General features: G+C 60.2%; 18 protein-coding genes. All 18 read left to right on the forward strand.

Features of this window, described 5'->3' with window-relative positions; genetic code table 11:
* Window positions 1–118 precede the first annotated feature (118 nt).
* The 18 genes from earP to nhaD all read left to right on the forward strand — a co-directional run bounded on the left by earP (window position 119) and on the right by nhaD (window position 13999).
* Window positions 119–1273 carry an elongation factor P maturation arginine rhamnosyltransferase EarP gene (earP, locus tag ACQKEK_RS16010; RefSeq protein ID WP_499143739.1) on the forward strand — a complete coding sequence of 385 codons (1155 nt, stop codon included), beginning with the start codon at window positions 119–121 and terminating at the stop codon, window positions 1271–1273.
* 153 nt (window positions 1274–1426) lie between these two features.
* Window positions 1427–1993 (forward strand): elongation factor P, encoded by a 567-nt coding sequence (efp, locus tag ACQKEK_RS16015; RefSeq protein WP_045425888.1) that lies wholly within the window; start codon window positions 1427–1429, stop codon window positions 1991–1993.
* A 422-nt stretch (window positions 1994–2415) separates the two neighbouring features.
* Window positions 2416–2544, forward strand: coding sequence for a hypothetical protein (locus ACQKEK_RS16020; RefSeq protein WP_256449907.1), 129 nt, complete (start codon window positions 2416–2418; stop codon window positions 2542–2544).
* Between the two features lie 271 nt (window positions 2545–2815).
* Window positions 2816–3886: a 3-deoxy-7-phosphoheptulonate synthase gene (locus ACQKEK_RS16025; protein WP_499143740.1), complete on the forward strand. Its 1071-nt coding sequence runs from the start codon at window positions 2816–2818 to the stop codon at window positions 3884–3886.
* Between the two features lie 94 nt (window positions 3887–3980).
* Window positions 3981–4652 carry a DNA-3-methyladenine glycosylase I gene (locus tag ACQKEK_RS16030; protein ID WP_045425891.1) on the forward strand — a complete coding sequence of 224 codons (672 nt, stop codon included), beginning with the start codon at window positions 3981–3983 and terminating at the stop codon, window positions 4650–4652.
* Window positions 4653–4801: 149 nt separating this feature from the next.
* Window positions 4802–5167, forward strand: coding sequence for a DUF2946 domain-containing protein (locus ACQKEK_RS16035; protein ID WP_499143741.1), 366 nt, complete (start codon window positions 4802–4804; stop codon window positions 5165–5167).
* Between the two features lie 103 nt (window positions 5168–5270).
* The gene (locus ACQKEK_RS16040; RefSeq protein ID WP_046162392.1) at window positions 5271–5825 is read left to right on the forward strand and encodes a putative natural product biosynthesis protein; all 555 of its coding nucleotides are present in this window, start codon (window positions 5271–5273) and stop codon (window positions 5823–5825) included.
* A gap of 410 nt (window positions 5826–6235) precedes the next feature.
* On the forward strand, window positions 6236–6415 hold the full coding sequence (gene cydP / locus ACQKEK_RS16045) for a cytochrome oxidase putative small subunit CydP (RefSeq protein WP_128119138.1): 180 nt from the start codon (window positions 6236–6238) through the stop codon (window positions 6413–6415).
* Window positions 6412–8052, forward strand: coding sequence for a cytochrome ubiquinol oxidase subunit I (locus ACQKEK_RS16050; protein ID WP_499143742.1), 1641 nt, complete (start codon window positions 6412–6414; stop codon window positions 8050–8052). The genes cydP and ACQKEK_RS16050 overlap by 4 nt, the downstream gene beginning before the upstream one ends.
* A 10-nt stretch (window positions 8053–8062) precedes the next feature.
* Window positions 8063–9205, forward strand: coding sequence for a cytochrome d ubiquinol oxidase subunit II (gene cydB, locus ACQKEK_RS16055; protein WP_499143743.1), 1143 nt, complete (start codon window positions 8063–8065; stop codon window positions 9203–9205).
* A gap of 55 nt (window positions 9206–9260) precedes the next feature.
* Window positions 9261–9386: a cytochrome bd-I oxidase subunit CydX gene (gene cydX / locus ACQKEK_RS16060; protein ID WP_102836409.1), complete on the forward strand. Its 126-nt coding sequence runs from the start codon at window positions 9261–9263 to the stop codon at window positions 9384–9386.
* Window positions 9367–9660, forward strand: a complete 294-nt coding sequence (locus tag ACQKEK_RS16065; RefSeq protein WP_413818125.1) for a cyd operon YbgE family protein — start codon at window positions 9367–9369, stop codon at window positions 9658–9660. The genes cydX and ACQKEK_RS16065 overlap by 20 nt, the downstream gene beginning before the upstream one ends.
* 70 nt (window positions 9661–9730) lie before the next feature.
* Window positions 9731–10192 (forward strand): group II truncated hemoglobin, encoded by a 462-nt coding sequence (locus tag ACQKEK_RS16070; RefSeq protein ID WP_128119142.1) that lies wholly within the window; start codon window positions 9731–9733, stop codon window positions 10190–10192.
* 14 nt (window positions 10193–10206) lie between these two features.
* Window positions 10207–10797 (forward strand): cytochrome b/b6 domain-containing protein, encoded by a 591-nt coding sequence (locus tag ACQKEK_RS16075; RefSeq protein ID WP_499143744.1) that lies wholly within the window; start codon window positions 10207–10209, stop codon window positions 10795–10797.
* A gap of 122 nt (window positions 10798–10919) precedes the next feature.
* On the forward strand, window positions 10920–11567 hold the full coding sequence (locus ACQKEK_RS16080; protein WP_128119144.1) for a C40 family peptidase: 648 nt from the start codon (window positions 10920–10922) through the stop codon (window positions 11565–11567).
* Between the two features lie 83 nt (window positions 11568–11650).
* Window positions 11651–12181: a C40 family peptidase gene (locus ACQKEK_RS16085; protein ID WP_128119145.1), complete on the forward strand. Its 531-nt coding sequence runs from the start codon at window positions 11651–11653 to the stop codon at window positions 12179–12181.
* A 70-nt stretch (window positions 12182–12251) separates the two neighbouring features.
* Window positions 12252–12572 (forward strand): hypothetical protein, encoded by a 321-nt coding sequence (locus tag ACQKEK_RS16090; RefSeq protein WP_128119146.1) that lies wholly within the window; start codon window positions 12252–12254, stop codon window positions 12570–12572.
* Window positions 12573–12733: 161 nt separating this feature from the next.
* Window positions 12734–13999, forward strand: a complete 1266-nt coding sequence (nhaD, locus tag ACQKEK_RS16095; protein ID WP_499143745.1) for a sodium:proton antiporter NhaD — start codon at window positions 12734–12736, stop codon at window positions 13997–13999.
* Window positions 14000–14035 lie beyond the last annotated feature (36 nt).

Below are 14035 nucleotides of genomic sequence, written 5' to 3' on the forward strand. Positions count from 1 at the left end.
GCTTGGCATTGCTGACCATGCGTCCGGCTGGAAATGTGGTTGGAGCGCCGTAGTCGGGATTCTTCTGCTGACATCCTGCAGGTCAACTGGCCTGAACGGCACATTCGAGGGGTTTCGTTTGTCAGTTAAAACAAGCTGGGACATCTTTTGCGTTGTCGTCGACAACTACGGTGACATTGGCGTGACCTGGCGACTGGCGCGGCAGTTGGTGGCCGAGTACGGCCAGTGCGTGCGGTTATGGGTCGATGACCTCGATACCTTCGCTCGGCTTTGCCCGGGCGCCAGCATCACCTCCGCTCAGCAATGGCACGAAGGCGTCGAGGTGCGTCATTGGACACCTGAGTGGCCAGGGGCAGAGCCGGCTGAGGTGGTGATCGAGGCTTTTGCCTGCCAGCTTCCCGACGCCTATATAAAGGCAATGGCTTGCAGTGGGCGCCGCAGCCTCTGGCTCAACCTCGAGTACCTCAGTGCAGAAGACTGGGTGGTGGGCTGCCATGCGCTGCCTTCTATGCAGCCCGATGGCTTGCAGAAGTATTTTTTCTTTCCGGGATTCGAGCAGGGCACCGGCGGTCTGATTCGCGAGGGCGATCTGCTGGCCCGCCGGGAGGCGTTTCAAGCCAACCCGGTGCTACGTGAAGCCTTTCTGCAGAGCTTCGATCTGACCGTGCCGGCCAACGCGCGCTTGCTCTCCCTGTTCGCCTATGAAAATCGCGCCGTTGCCGGATGGCTCGATGCGCTGGCTGTTGGTGCGCGTCCATCACAGCTATTGGTGCCGGAGGGGCGGGTATTGGGCGACGTGGCCGCTTGGCTGGGGCTTGAACAGCTCAGGGCCGGTGATCGTCATGCTCGTGGTGCGCTGCAGATTGCAGTGCTGCCGTTCATGACCCAGAACCAGTACGACATGCTGCTGTGGTGTTGCGATTTCAATGCCGTGCGCGGCGAGGAATCCTTCATTCGGGCGCAGTGGGCAGGGCGGCCATTGGTCTGGCACATCTACCCTCAAGATGAGGATGCGCACTGGGACAAGCTCAACGCATATCTGGATCTGTATGTCCGCGACCTCTCACCACCGGCTGCGGGAGCGCTACGTGAGTTCTGGCGTGCCTGGAACGAGGGCATAGGCAGCGGCATCGCCTGGACCGCGATGCTCGAGCACGAGGCGGAGCTGCAGGCACATGCGGACCGCTGGACACACAAACAGGTCGCCAACGGAGATCTGGCCGGGAAGCTGGTGCTTTTTTACGCAGACTGGTTAGGGCCTGCTTCGGTTTGACCCGTGGCTGCTCTGGCTTGATCGATCGGCAAGGCTGCCAATATGGGGCGGCAACGGCGCCATGCGTCGCAGTAACGCGGCTTGCGACGAAACAGGAACAGACCCTATGATACGCGGCCTGTTTTATGTCTCTAATTCCATTCGGATATTCGTATGAAAACCGCACAAGAGTTCCGTGCCGGCCAAGTGGCCGTTATCAACGGCGCACCCTGGATCATCCAGAAAGCCGAGTTCAACAAGTCCGGTCGTAACAGTGCCGTGGTCAAGATGAAGCTGAAGAACCTGCTCAATGGTTCGGCGACCGAGACCGTTTACAAAGCTGATGACAAGCTGGAGCCGGTCATTCTCGAGCGCAAGGAAGTGACCTATTCCTACTTCGCTGACCCGCTGTACGTCTTCATGGACGAAGAGTTCAACCAGTACGAAATCGAAAAAGATGACCTCGAAGGCGTGATGACCTTCATCGAAGACGGCATGAGTGACGTCTGCGAAGCCACTTTCTATAACGACAAGGTGATCTCGGTCGAACTGCCGAACACCATCGTTCGTGAAATCGTCTACACCGAGCCGTCCGTTCGCGGCGACACGTCCGGCAAGGTGATGAAGACTGCGCGCCTGAAGAATGGCGCCGAGCTGCAGGTTTCTGCTTTCTGCGAAATCGGCGACTCGATCGAAATCGACACTCGCACCGGCGAGTACAAGTCCCGTATCAAGGCCTGATTTCAGCCCTGCGCGGACAAGCCCGGCCTGGCGCCGGGTGACTTGAGACCGAACCCCGCTTAATGCGGGGTTTCGTTTTTTTTTGGGGACGGTGAGCAGTGGCGGCCGCCCACACGGTGTCTGCGTTCATCGCGGTCGCAGGAAACGCGGCATGTAGAAGGTTTCATACTGAAGCGTGGAAGCTGGCATGAGAGGGGTGCGCTTACCTTGCGAAGAAGCGTTCCTTCAACTTGCTTCGGGAGGGTGGCTGTGATGCTCAGCCGAATAGGCGTGTCTCCAGCCCGGAACCCCAAGCAGCGACATTGCGACTGAGGTGAGCTCAGGTCCGCTGAACAGGGCGGCGGGGTCCCGATTCTGGCGTTCTACCGGTTGAAACGAGTCGACGCGCTGGAGTATGGTTCGGACATCCTTTGGAGAACAGCATGCAGCTCAACCTGATTCCTTTGATCCTTGCACACACTGGCGCGATGCGCTCGGCGTTGCTGCGTGGTCAGGCGATTACGGCTGACGGTTATTTTTTTGGGTATTGGTTTAGCCATCGGCGCGCCTGATACCCCACAGGCGCCCTAGCAACCAGGGTCGCCACCAGACAGTTTTCGAACCCCCGGTCGGCCACCCGACCGGGGGTTTTGTTTTTTCTGGCCTGAGAAGGCCTCACGTACCGAGGGCAGCACCATGTACAACGGCACCAGCGCTTACCGCACCTACCGCTATGACTGGCGATTTAGCCGCTTCACCGCCGCCGCACCCACACACCTAGACCGAACACTTCGCTAGCGCCGACGCGGCACAGATGCCGCGCCGGCCAAAGGACCGCCAGTCATGAATGCACCACTCAACGCTCCAGTCATCACCTGCAACGCCTCCTCCGCGCCAGCAAGACGTAGCGCTCTTCCGTTACCGAGTCCCGCTTTACTGCGGCAACGGCTGCCCCTCAGCGCGACGCTTGAGGAGCGCGTTCGAGATCAACGAGAAGCCATTCGCGCCGTACTCAACGGCGATGACTCACGCCTGCTGGTGGTGGTTGGCCCTTGTTCGTTGCACGATCCGGTGTCCGCGCTCGAATATGCGGCGCGGCTGGCTGAATTGGCCCCGCGAGTAAGCGATCAGCTGCTGCTGGTGATGCGTGCCTATGTCGAGAAGCCACGTACAACGGTCGGCTGGAAAGGGCTGGTTTACGATCCGCGGCTCGATGGCAGCGGTGACATGGCGGAAGGGCTGCACATATCGCGCAGGTTGATGCTGGATATCCTGGCGTGTGGGCTGCCGATAGCGACCGAACTGTTACAACCCCTGGCGGCGGGCTATTTCGATGACCTGCTTGGCTGGGCGGCGATCGGAGCACGTACCAGCGAGTCGCAAATCCATCGTGAAATGGTCAGCGGGCTCGACCTGCCGGTGGGTTTCAAGAACGGTACCGATGGCAGCCTCGGGATTGCTTGCGATGCCATGCGCTCGGCTGAGCATCCACATCAGCACTTCGGAATCGACGAGCTCGGGCATCCAGCGCTGCTGAGCACGAGTGGTAATGCCGATACCCACTTGGTGTTACGTGGCGGGCATTCGGGGCCAAACTATGATGCAGACAGCGTCGCAAAGGCGCGGTATACATTGCAGCGCCAGGGTATTGCCCCGCGCATCATGGTCGACTGCAGTCATGCCAACAGCGGTAAAAACCCACTGAGTCAGCCAGCGGTGCTGGCGTCCGTTGTCGGTCAGCGCGTGGCTGGCGATTCGAGTCTGCGCGGCGTGATGCTCGAAAGCCACCTGTTCGACGGCTGCCAGCCACTGTCTGGCGAGCTGAAATATGGCGTATCCATTACCGACGGCTGCCTTGGGTGGAGTGCGACCGAGCGGATATTGCTTCGCGCGGCGGATCGACTGCGCCGCTAGGGTGAACGAGCCCGGCTGCGACGGTCGGGCTTGCGACGTCGGGTAGTCGAGGGCAACCTGTGCGGCTGGTTTCGATCGATGACTCAGGACTTGCATGCGCGACTACAAATGGCTGCACGAATACTGCCTCAATCGTTTCGGCTCGGCCGCAGCACTGGAGAGCCGCCTGCCGCAACCCAACAGTGGCGATGAGCTTCGCGCGATTGCGGATGACCGTTACCTTTCGCTGATCAGTCTGCGTATCTTCCGGGCTGGGCTCAAGCACAGCTTGGTCGACGCCAAGTGGCCGGCGTTCGAAGAGGTGTTCTTTCGTTTCGATCCCGAAAAGCTGGTGTTGATGGGAGGCGAGCACATCGAGCGACTGATGCAGGACGCCCGCATCATCCGCCACCTAGGCAAACTCAAGAGCGTGCCGCGCAACGCCCAGTTCGTGCTTGACGTGGCGAAGGAGAAGGGGAGTTTCGGCAACCTGATCGCTGATTGGCCGGTCACCGATATCGTCGGCCTGTGGCGCTATCTTGCCAAGCACGGCACCCAGCTGGGAGGCCTGTCGGCGCCGCGTCTGCTGCGCATGGCAGGTAAAGATACGTTCATCCCCAGCAATGACGTTGTTGCTGCGCTCAAGGCGCAAAAGGTAGTGGACAAGGTGCCCAGCAGCCAACGGGATCAGGCGGCCGTGCAATCGGTGTTCAACCAATGGCACAGCGAGAGTGGTCGACCCATGTCTCAGCTCTCGGCAATGCTGGCATTTACGGTCAACCACTGACGAGCTGGGCCTACGAGCGGAGTGTCGAAGCCTGTACGCGTGGCGTCGTTGGCCGACGATGCCGCTCGTGACAGGAGCAGCGCATAGCCCGATGTTCTGCGGCGGTTTGGCGCAGCGCCGCCCAAGCGCAGGCGGTGTACAGTCAAAGCATGACCATCGTCAAAGACAAGCGTGTTCAGATCATATGGGTGCTCTTCACGTGCATCCTGCTCAACGCTTTTGTCTGCAGCCTGAACCATGGTTCCCACATGGGATTCGAGCTGGCCATGGGGCAGGAGCCGTTCTGTGCCAGCAATGCATCGTCAGCTAGCGGCGATGCGTTCCCTGCCGATGTTCATGAGCTGGCTGAGCACGGGCTGGATTGCCCGCTATGCGGCTCGGTCTTTCTTGCCATTGCTGTGCTGTTTGCGCTGGGTTGGCTGGGGTTTCCGGCAACCGTGCCGCTGCCTCGACCTAGCCCGCAACAGCGTGGTCCGCGTTACCACTGGCCATCGCTGAATCCCCGCGCACCCTGATACCCCGCCCGGACTCCTTAACCGTCCGAATGCAGCCTGGCTGCGGAGCGGACGAAAAGATCGTCGGTGACCCGACGGTACGGTCAATTCAGGGGCTTTCACCATGGCCATGATGGAAAAATTCGCTCGCACCGAAGGCCGCATCGGCTTTCGGCTTCCCTTTCCGGATTACCCCAGCAATGCACGCAGTTTTGTCCACCTGGACGCCCGGTTGTTGCCGTACTGGCATGCCTTGTTCGACGTTTGCCCGAGGTTGCTCAAACTCGATCCGCCAGATGGCCTGAATGTGTTTCGTCAGTTCATGACCTGGGCCTACGGCTGCCAGCTAGCGCTTGGCTGGACCTTTCACCTCGGCGTCTGCCGCTGGCTGCTGAGTTCCGGTTACCGCGATCTGGTCGAGCCGGAGCATATCGAAACCATGATGATCGCCGCTGCGGCGCGCTGGGTGGCCAGCGACGACAGCGCGGCAATCGGCATAGTGCTTGGCTGGCAAGGCGGTGATCAGCACGTATTCGACTGGAAGCCGCGGGTGCGCCTGGGGATGCGGCCACCCGCGGCCGAGCAGGAGGAGCTTCCTCCTGCTCCTTGGGATTTCGCCTGGAGCCCGCTTTCCACTACGAGTGGCAACGGCTTTCGACGCTGGCTGAGGGTGCCCTGACTGCGACAGTGCGCCGCGGGATGATATGGCTTTTGGCAGCCAGGCGTTGAGCGCGCGTTGCGATGTTGTGGCCAGACCTCGCGAGGCCTCTAGCGGGCACCGTGCTGCTGATGTTGAGTCTGCTCCGGTCGCGTGATTTGGCCGCGATCGCGTGTGACGGCCTGCCTGCAGTCGGCAGTGTGGCTCGGGCGAGGCAGGTTGTCGCAGTTGCCGCACTGACGGTCGCGCCGGACACTTTCCCTGCCTCGGATCCGAGCAGAGTTCCACGGTAGGTTCGAGGTGAAGCGATTGAGTCCGGGCCGCGACAACCGGGCTTCGGCCCCCTCCCCAAAGGGGGCTTCAATCGCCTCATGCAGTCGGAGCTCGATGCGCTCGCACAGGGTTCGACACTGAAATACAAGGAGCTAGGCATGTTTAGGTCATCGCTCAGACGGGACATCGCGCTGGTTCTGCTGGTCAAGCTCGCGATCCTCATAACCATAAAAACGATCTGGTTCGATGCGCCCAGCACTCCGGAAAACGGTTCGGCGCGGGTTGCCGAGTATTTGCTTGATTCACGGGATTCTATCCCTGAGGGAGGACCGAGATGATCTCGGAAAGCGTTGTCGATCTGTCACGCCTGCAGTTCGCCATGACGGCGATGTATCACTTTCTTTTCGTGCCGCTGACCTTGGGGCTGGCCTTCCTGCTGGCCATCATGGAGTCGGTCTACGTCATGACCGGCAAGCAGGTCTACAAAGACATGACCCAGTTCTGGGGCAAGCTGTTCGGTATCAATTTTGCCCTCGGCGTTACCACCGGACTGACCATGGAGTTTCAGTTCGGCACCAACTGGGCCTACTACAGCCACTACGTGGGTGACATCTTTGGCGCCCCGCTGGCGATCGAAGGCCTGATGGCGTTTTTCCTCGAGTCGACCTTCATCGGTCTGTTCTTTTTCGGCTGGGATCGACTGAGCCGGGTGCAGCATCTGGCGGTCACCTGGTTGGTGGCGCTGGGGTCGAACCTGTCGGCATTGTGGATCCTGATCGCCAACGGCTGGATGCAGAACCCGGTGGGCTCGGAGTTCAACTTCGAAACCATGCGTATGGAACTGGTGGATTTCGGCGCGCTGCTGTTCAACCCGGTGGCACAGGTCAAGTTCGTCCACACCGTGTCCGCGGGCTACGTCACCGGGGCGATCTTTGTGCTGGCGATTTCTTCCTTCTATCTATTGAAGAAGCGCGACCTGGGCTTCGCCCGTCGTTCGTTCGCCATCGCCGCAGTGTTCGGTCTGGCTTCTACCATCTCGGTGATCATCCTCGGCGACGAGTCTGGCTATGAGATTGGCGACGTGCAGAAGGTCAAGCTGGCGGCGATCGAGGCCGAGTGGGAAACCCACCCGGCACCGGCCGGCTTCACCCTGTTCGGGTTGCCCAATCAGGAGGAACAGCGAACCGACTACGAGGTGAAGATTCCCTACGCGTTGGGGCTGATCGCCACTCGTTCGGTGGACGAGGAGGTAAAGGGCATCAAGCAGCTGATCGCCGAGCATGAGCTGCGCATCCGCAACGGCATGCTTGCCTACGAGCGCCTGCAGGTGCTGCGTAGCGGCGACAAGTCGGCCGAAGCCATCGCCGCGTTCAATGAGGTCAAGCAGGACCTGGGTTACGGCCTGCTGCTCAAGCGCTATACCGACAAGGTGGTTGATGCCAGTGACGAGCAGATCCGGCTGGCCGCACTGGATACCATCCCCGATGTGTTCAGCCTGTTCTGGACCTTCCGCGCCATGGTCCTGGCGGGTTTCCTCATGTTGCTGCTGTTTGGTCTGGCCAGCTGGGCTTCGATCAAGCGCAATGCCGAGAACAGGCCTTGGCTGCTCAAGTTCGCCTTGTTCAGCCTGCCGCTGCCATGGATCGCAGCTCAAACCGGCTGGTACGTCGCCGAGCATGGTCGTCAGCCCTGGTCGATCGCCGAACTGCTGCCGACGCACCTGTCCGCCTCGACCTTGGCGGCGGGAGATATCTGGGGTTCGCTGGTAGCGCTGGTGGCTTTCTACACGCTGCTGCTGGTGGTGGAAATGTTCCTCATGATCCGCTTCTCCCGCCTCGGGCCAAGCAGCCTGCACACCGGCCGCTATCACTTCGAGCTCGAAGCAGCCGCCGCAAACCACATGCGCAAGCTGCGCGACGCCGTTGCCGTGCCGAAAGCTGCCAAAGACGCGCCCACCGAACCGACCGCTGTGTGAGGTAAACAAGATGTTCGACTACGAAGTTCTCAAGCTCATCTGGTGGGTATTGATCGGCGTGCTGCTGATCGGCTTCGCCCTGACCGATGGCTTCGACATGGGCGCAATGGCGTTGATGCCCTTCGTCGGCAAGACCGACAACGAGCGTCGCGTGGCGATCAATACCATTGCGCCCCATTGGGATGGCAACCAGGTGTGGTTCATCACCGCTGGCGGCGCGCTGTTCGCAGCCTGGCCGATGGTCTACGCAGTGGCGTTTTCCGGGCTTTACTGGGCAATGCTGCTGGTGCTCTTCGCGTTGTTCTGCCGGCCGGTGGGCTTCGACTACCGTAGCAAGGTGGAAGACCCGCGCTGGCGCAGTGCCTGGGACTGGGCCCTGTTCGTCGGAGGCGCGGTGCCAGCGCTAGTGTTCGGTGTGGCCTTCGGCAACTTGTTTCTCGGCCTGCCGTTCCAGCTCGACGAGCTGATGCGGTCCAGTTATCACGGCTCGTTCTTCAAATTGCTCAACCCCTTCGCGCTGCTTTGCGGCATCGTCAGCCTGAGCATGCTCAGCGCCCATGGCGGTGCCTGGCTGATGATGCGCACTGAAGGTGCATTGGGCGAGCGCTCGCGTCTGGCTACCCGCTTGTGCGCGCTGGTATTTCTGATTGGCTTCGTCGGGGCGGGCCTGTGGCTGGCGTTCGGCATTCAAGGCTTTAACCAGTTATCGGTCAGGGATCCGGGGGCGGCGCTCAATCCCTTGCTGGACAAGCAGGTGATGCAGAACAACGCGGGTTGGCTCGGCAACTACAGCCGTTACCCCAGCACTCAGATCGCACCAATCGCCGGAATCATCGGCGCGCTGATAGCGCTGCTAGGCGTTCGTCGCAACAGCGGCGGGGTGAGCTTCCTCGGTACCAGTCTGATGATTGTCGGCAGCATCTGCACTGCGGGCTTTGCCTTGTTTCCCTTCGTCTTCCCGTCAAACCTCGATCCGGCGTCCAGCCTCACCCTGTGGGACGCCGTATCGAGCTACAAGACGCTGGGCATCATGTTCGTCGTGGTCTGCATCTTCGTGCCGCTGATTCTCTGCTACACGCTGTGGAGCTATATCCGCATGTGGGGCCGACTCAACGATCAGACCATCGAAGCCAACCCGCACGGTTTGTACTGAACCCCTGGCTTGGCGCCAGCGCGCCTGGCTCTGACGTCCCAACGGAGAAATCATCATGTGGTACTTCACCTGGATTCTCGGCGTACTGCTGGCTTGTAGCTTCGGCATCATCAGCGCGCTCTGGTTCGAAGCGACCCAAGACCTCGATGCGGAGCCAGGCCGTGATCGGCTCGGTCAATAGCATCCTCTACCGCAGGCCCGGCTGCGTGCTCTCGCTGCTGCTGGCCGCGCCGCTGGCCCTGCTGTTGCTGATTCACCCTGCGGCGATGCTCGACGGAGCAGGTGGATATGACCATTCGCGGCTGATGCTGGTGATGTGGGGCATATCGGCGGGCTTCATTCATGGCGTCGGCTTCGTGCCGCAGCATTGGCTTTGGCGCCTGCTGTTCCATCCAGCCGCCGCCTGGCTGCTGATGGGGCTTGGCTACCTGATCCTGTGGCGGGCGCAGCAGTAGCGCGGCTGGCCGATCTGCCGCGGCGGCACAGTTCTTTGCAACCGGTTCGGCTTATTCAGAGGAGCAATACGTGAACGCAACCGTTGAGCCCACTCCTTACCAGCAACTGGGCGGCGATACGCCGCTACGCCAGCTGGTCGACCGCTTCTATGACGTCATGCTCAGCGAACCCGGCGTCGAGACAGTGCGCGACATGCACGGCGCGGATACCACTCAGATCCGCGAGCGGCTCTTCGACTTTCTCTCCGGATGGCTGGGCGGACCTTCCCGCTTCATTGAGAAGCACGGCCATCCGCGGCTGCGAATGCGACATCGCTTTTTCCAGATAGGTGAGGCCGAGCGCGACCAGTGGATGCTGTGCATGCGCCAAGCATTGGCAGATATCACCATGGACGCCACCCTGAGGGTTCGCCTCGAGCAGGCGATCATGCAAATGGCCGAGATGCTGCGCAATGATGCGCCACGTACTTGCGATGGTGGCGGCTTCGGCTGCTCGGCCTCGACGCCTGGAGGCGAGCGCTGTGGGCGTTGAACAGCGGGACGATCATGGCTGAACGTTGGGATATCAGGTTGCGCCTGTTGCACTGGGCCGTCGCCGTGACCGCGATGTTCCAGCAGTTCAGCAGCTTGTGGATGTCCGATCCTGGCAGCCAATACCTGTTTCCCTGGCATCGGTTGGTCGGCATGCTGGCGGCACTGATTGTGCTGCTGTTCTGGCTTTACAGCTATGCCGTGTACGACCTGCAGCGCTTGTTCCCGTGGGGGCGCGAAGGCCGCCGGATGGTGTTGCGCGAGGGTTTAGACCTGGTGCACGGCAAGTTGCCGCAAAGCGGCCCGCGTCGCGGGCTTTCCAGCTTCGTGCATGGGCTGGGCCTGCTGGCGCTCAGTGGCTGTGCAGCGACGGGTATGGTTTTGTTCGCGATGATCCCTCCGGGGCACGTCGGCCCACCAGCCGACGGTTTGGCGTTCACACGCTACACCTTGCAGCATAAATTCTTCGGCCAGCTGCTCTGGTACTACTGGTATGGCCACGTAATGTTCGCTGTGGTCCACCAACTCAGAGGCGATAACCTGTTAGGGGCGATCTTCGGGTTGCGCCGTGAAAACCGCCGCCGCGGACGATCAACTGTGAGTTGAAGTGCAGGCCGCGCAGACGTTTTGCCGCAGTTAGTCGGTCACATTTTCCGCAATAGAATTTGCTCATCGGAACGATGGCAGGCATAGTCTCGCCACTTTCGACTTCCCGGCCTGTCAGTGCTATGCGCCAACGCCTCGCACCCCTGTTGCCCTTTGCTCTGATCACGTTGTTGACGGCCTGTGCCATGCAGCCGGAGCAAACCGAAAGTCCGCTGCTGACGCAGCGCTTTCAATTCGATTTCCCGATTGAAACGTCGGAGGCGGATGCCGACCCTGAAGCGGTAACAGCCGAACCCACCGAGCAGCAACTTCCTGAGTTCGCCGACGACCAGAGCTACGAGTTGCCGGCTCTAGCCGACAGTTTGCTTGAGCGCGGTTTCACGCTGGTGGGCACCCCGTACCGCTATGGTGGTAGCTCCAGAAAAACTGGCTTTGATTGCAGCGGCTTCGTCAGCTTCCTGTTTCGCAAGGAGGCTGGCATCGAGCTGCCACGCTCGACCCGCGAAATGATCAATCTGGACGCGCCGAAGATCAAACGCAGCGAGTTGGAGCCGGGCGATGTGGTCTTCTTCAATAACCGCGGGCGCGGCCAGGTCAGCCACGCCGGCATCTACATTGGCGGCGACCGGTTCATTCACTCGTCCAGCAGTCGCAGCGGCGGCGTTCGCGTCGATAGCCTTGATGACAAGTACTGGCGTTCCAGCTTCATGCAGGCCAAGCGTGTCCTGGCGCTCGCCCATAACTCAAGCGCCATCCCCACTCATCACTGAGTGTTGAGATAGGCCCGCATCAGGCTTGCATCCACTTCCGCATGCCGGCAGAGTGATGGCTCATTTGCCTGGACTGCTCTGCCATGCCTTCTCTGGCTCGTTCTACAGCTGTTCTGCTGGCCGCGATGCTGCTTGCTGCTTGTTCCAGCCAAGCACCGGTCGAGCCCATCGTCGCCGCGCCTTCACCACCACCCCAACAGTTTCCCGGCACAGCTGAGGAGGTTTTGTTCTCCGCTTTGGGTCTGGTCGGTACGCCGTATCGCTACGGCGGCAACACCCCGGATGGCGGCTTCGATTGCAGCGGTCTGATCAACTATGTCTACCGAGGCGCGGCCGGTGTCGCTTTGCCACGTACGACTCGCGAGATGAACGCCATGCGGGGCGCCACTATCAGGCGTAATGACTTGAAAGCGGGTGATCTGCTGTTCTTTGCCACCAGCGGCGGGCGCCATGTCAGCCACGCGGCCATCTATGTCGGCGAAGGACGTTTCGTCCATGCGCCCTCAACCGGCGGAACGGTACGTCTGGACAGTCTTTCCAACGGTTACTGGCAGAAGAACTACCTCAGCGCCAAGCGCGTGCTCGACAGTGAGCGTCTCGCACAAAATCCGTAACGCTGGCTGGAGCTGAACATGACAGGCGCGGCCACTTTTCTGCTTGGGGCTGCGACTGTGGAATCTTTCGATGGCACCTCTCCTGCGTTTGCCTGACCCACCTGAAGCGTGCGAGCTGTGCCTACGTCAGACGCCTTTGACCCGCCATCACCTGATTCCCAAGGCGTTACATGGCAAAAGCTACGTACGCAAACGCTTCGGGCGCGAAGAGCGAATCACCGCAACACTCTGGGTCTGCCGGCCCTGTCATAACCAGATTCATCGCCTGTTCAGCGAGAAGGAGCTGGCGCTCCGCTATAACAGCCGCGACGCATTATTAGCCGATCCAGGCCTGCGCACCTTTGTGGACTGGCTGTCGACCAAGCCGGCCGGGTTCGTGCCGCGCCATTAGTTTCGACAGTGTCTGGGTCAGTGCGTCGGAATAATTCGAAATACTCTCCGGTTTGACATTTGCCAGGTGTCGAGTTGTCGCACTTTGGCTATGATCGGCGCCCCAACTTCTCGGGTGCGCATCCTGCGTACAGACCGTTCCCCTTATGCTCTAGGTGCCCCATGCCTGAAATACTTCAGTATGTGCTGATCGGCCTTGCCGTGGCCGCTCTGCTCGGTGTCGTTCTTGAAGAAATCACCCACATCAACAAAGCCAAGGTCACGCTGTTCTTTGGAACCTTTGCTTGGATGTTGCTGTTCATTTTTTCCCCAGAAGGCGCCGAGCGCGATCTGGTTCTGGAAAGCCTCAACGAGAACATTGCCGAAATCGCCGGGCTGTGGATATTCCTCGTCGCCGCGATGACCTTCGTTGCCTATCTGAACAAGAAAGGGTTGATTGAAAACCTGATCTATCTGGTCCTGCCAAAACAAATCAGCGAACGGCAGCTGCTGTTCCTGACCGCGACGTTCTGCTTCGTGTTTTCCTCGTTGGCGGACAACATTACCGCCACGCTGGTATCGATCACGCTGATCATGTCGCTCAAGCTCAGCGCCGAAAAGACGATCAAATACGCGGCGCTGGTCGTGTTTGCGGTGAACTCGGGTGGCGTGGCGCTGATCACTGGTGACGTAACCACCTTGATGATCTTCCTTGCCGGGAAAGTACAGATTCTGCAACTGCTGCTGTTGGCGCTTCCGGCGTTCCTGGCGGTGATGCTGCTGGCGGCGATGCTCTCGCTGGGCATGAACGGTCAGGTGGTGGTGGAAAGCCATCGCACCGATGTCCGCCGGGTTGATATTGCCATCGCACTGATTTTCCTTGGCACCATTTTGTGCACCATCGCTGGTAACTTCTTCTTCCAGATACCGCCCGTGCTGACCTTCCTGACCGGCTTGTCGATTATGTTTCTGGTGGCGCGCTTCTTCAGCGATGACATTGAAACCGATCCGATTCTGGAATACGTGCGCCAAGTCGAATTCGAGACCCTGCTGTTCTTCCTCGGCATCCTGCTGTTGGTCGGCATGCTCAAGGAAATCAATGTGCTCGATGGGTTGGTGCAAATCTACAATCAGGTGCCTGCAGTGGTGGCCAACTACCTGATGGGCATCTTGTCTGCTGCGATCGACAACGTACCCCTGACCGCTGCACTGCTGAAGTCCGGGCTCGAGATGGGGATTGCCGAGTGGATGGTACTGACCTATGCAGTCGGCGTGGGCGGTTCGCTGCTGGTCATCGGGTCCGCGGCGGGCATTGTGGCCATGAGTAAGGTGCCGGGGCTGACCTTCGGTAGCTATCTCAAGTACAGCCTGTATCTGTTCATCGCATTCAATCTTGGCTTCGCTGGCGTCTATCTGACCGGCCTGGTAGTGGCGGGCTCGCTGGGCTGAGTCGCGCTTGGGCGCGGTCGCTCATAGCCGTTGGGT

The sequence above is a fragment of the Pseudomonas sp. NPDC077408 genome (assembly GCF_050269105.1).
GTDB lineage: Bacteria > Pseudomonadota > Gammaproteobacteria > Pseudomonadales > Pseudomonadaceae > Stutzerimonas.

Bases quoted from the DNA above. Each gene is read 5' to 3' on its own strand.
- efp (WP_045425888.1), top strand. From the start codon at position 1,427: ATGAAAACCGCACAAGAGTTCCGTGCCGGCCAAGTGGCCGTTATCAAC.
- ACQKEK_RS16020 (WP_256449907.1), top strand. From the start codon at position 2,416: ATGCAGCTCAACCTGATTCCTTTGATCCTTGCACACACTGGCGCGATG.
- ACQKEK_RS16025 (WP_499143740.1), top strand. From the start codon at position 2,816: ATGAATGCACCACTCAACGCTCCAGTCATCACCTGCAACGCCTCCTCC.
- ACQKEK_RS16030 (WP_045425891.1), top strand. From the start codon at position 3,981: ATGCGCGACTACAAATGGCTGCACGAATACTGCCTCAATCGTTTCGGC.
- ACQKEK_RS16035 (WP_499143741.1), top strand. From the start codon at position 4,802: ATGACCATCGTCAAAGACAAGCGTGTTCAGATCATATGGGTGCTCTTC.
- ACQKEK_RS16040 (WP_046162392.1), top strand. From the start codon at position 5,271: ATGGCCATGATGGAAAAATTCGCTCGCACCGAAGGCCGCATCGGCTTT.
- cydP (WP_128119138.1), top strand. From the start codon at position 6,236: ATGTTTAGGTCATCGCTCAGACGGGACATCGCGCTGGTTCTGCTGGTC.
- ACQKEK_RS16050 (WP_499143742.1), top strand. From the start codon at position 6,412: ATGATCTCGGAAAGCGTTGTCGATCTGTCACGCCTGCAGTTCGCCATG.
- cydB (WP_499143743.1), top strand. From the start codon at position 8,063: ATGTTCGACTACGAAGTTCTCAAGCTCATCTGGTGGGTATTGATCGGC.
- cydX (WP_102836409.1), top strand. From the start codon at position 9,261: ATGTGGTACTTCACCTGGATTCTCGGCGTACTGCTGGCTTGTAGCTTC.
- ACQKEK_RS16075 (WP_499143744.1), top strand. From the start codon at position 10,207: ATGGCTGAACGTTGGGATATCAGGTTGCGCCTGTTGCACTGGGCCGTC.
- ACQKEK_RS16080 (WP_128119144.1), top strand. From the start codon at position 10,920: ATGCGCCAACGCCTCGCACCCCTGTTGCCCTTTGCTCTGATCACGTTG.
- ACQKEK_RS16085 (WP_128119145.1), top strand. From the start codon at position 11,651: ATGCCTTCTCTGGCTCGTTCTACAGCTGTTCTGCTGGCCGCGATGCTG.
- ACQKEK_RS16090 (WP_128119146.1), top strand. From the start codon at position 12,252: ATGGCACCTCTCCTGCGTTTGCCTGACCCACCTGAAGCGTGCGAGCTG.
- nhaD (WP_499143745.1), top strand. From the start codon at position 12,734: ATGCCTGAAATACTTCAGTATGTGCTGATCGGCCTTGCCGTGGCCGCT.